This window comes from Variovorax sp. 01T439_2, assembly GCF_056398445.1.
In genome coordinates this window covers 1-1,130 of the sequence record NZ_JBFTPJ010001313.1, presented here as the reverse complement: position 1 = coordinate 1,130, position 1,130 = coordinate 1, and the positions used below count along the sequence as shown (strand labels likewise).

General features: G+C 70.0%; 1 protein-coding gene. It reads left to right on the top strand.

The window, feature by feature from the left end:
- The coding region (locus tag AC1DOC_RS34570) for a proton-conducting transporter transmembrane domain-containing protein (protein ID WP_478131698.1) at positions 1-1,130 on the top strand (1,130 nt) is incomplete at both ends.

Below are 1,130 nucleotides of genomic sequence, written 5' to 3'. Positions count from 1 at the left end.
GTGCTGTCGGGTACCGAAGAGTGGTTCTGGCTGGTGGGCGGCGCGGGGGCGATCACGCTGCTGCTCGGCGGCTTCGTCGCGATGTTCCAGCGCGACCTGAAGGCGCTGCTCGCGTACTCGACCATCTCGCACCTCGGGCTCATCACGCTGCTGCTGGGACTGAACAGCCCGCTGGCGGCAGTGGCGGCGGTGTTCCACATCATCAACCACGCGACCTTCAAGGCATCGCTCTTCATGGCGGCCGGCATCATCGACCACGAGAGCGGCACGCGCGACATCCGCAAGCTCAGCGGCCTGCTGCGGCTGATGCCGATCACCGGCACGCTGGCGATCATCGCGAGCGCATCGATGGCCGGCGTGCCGCTGCTCAACGGCTTTCTCTCGAAGGAAATGTTCTTTGCCGAGACGGTGTTCATCCAGGCGACGCCGTGGATCAGCCTGAGCCTTCCGGTCATTGCCACCGTGGCGGGTGTCTTCAGCGTGGCCTATTCGGCGCGCTTCGTGTTCGACGTGTTCTTCGGCCCGCCCTGCGGTCCCGAGGTGCCGAGGCAACCGCACGAGCCGCCGCACTGGATGCGCGTGCCGGTCGAGCTGCTGGTGCTGGTCTGCCTGGTGGTGGGCGTGGCGCCGGCCTGGTCGGTCGGCACCTTGCTGGCCACGGCCGCCACGCCGGTGGTCGGCGGCGTGCTGCCCGAATACAGCCTGGCCGTATGGCACGGCTTCAACCTGCCGCTGGCGATGAGCTTCGTGGCGCTGGCGGGTGGCATGGCGCTCTACCTGTCGCAGCGCCGCCGCCGCGCGGAGGGCAAGCTCGAACACACGCCGCTGCTGCACCGCTTCGACGGCCAGGCCATCTTCGAGCACCTGCTCGCGCAGCTCAGCGAGGCCGGCCGGCGCAGCCGCCGCCTGCTGGGCACGCGGCGCATGCAGTCGCAATTGCTGCTCTTGATCGCGGTGGCGGCGGCGGGCGCCGCGGCTTCGCTCTGGACCGCACCCGTCGCCCGCGGCGGCCGCGAGCTGCTGCCCTTCTCGCCGATGTTCGCGATGACCTGGCTGATCGGCGGCGTCTGCGCGCTGGCGGCGGCATGGCAGGCCAAGTTCCACCGCCTGGCCGCGCTGATGCTGGCCTC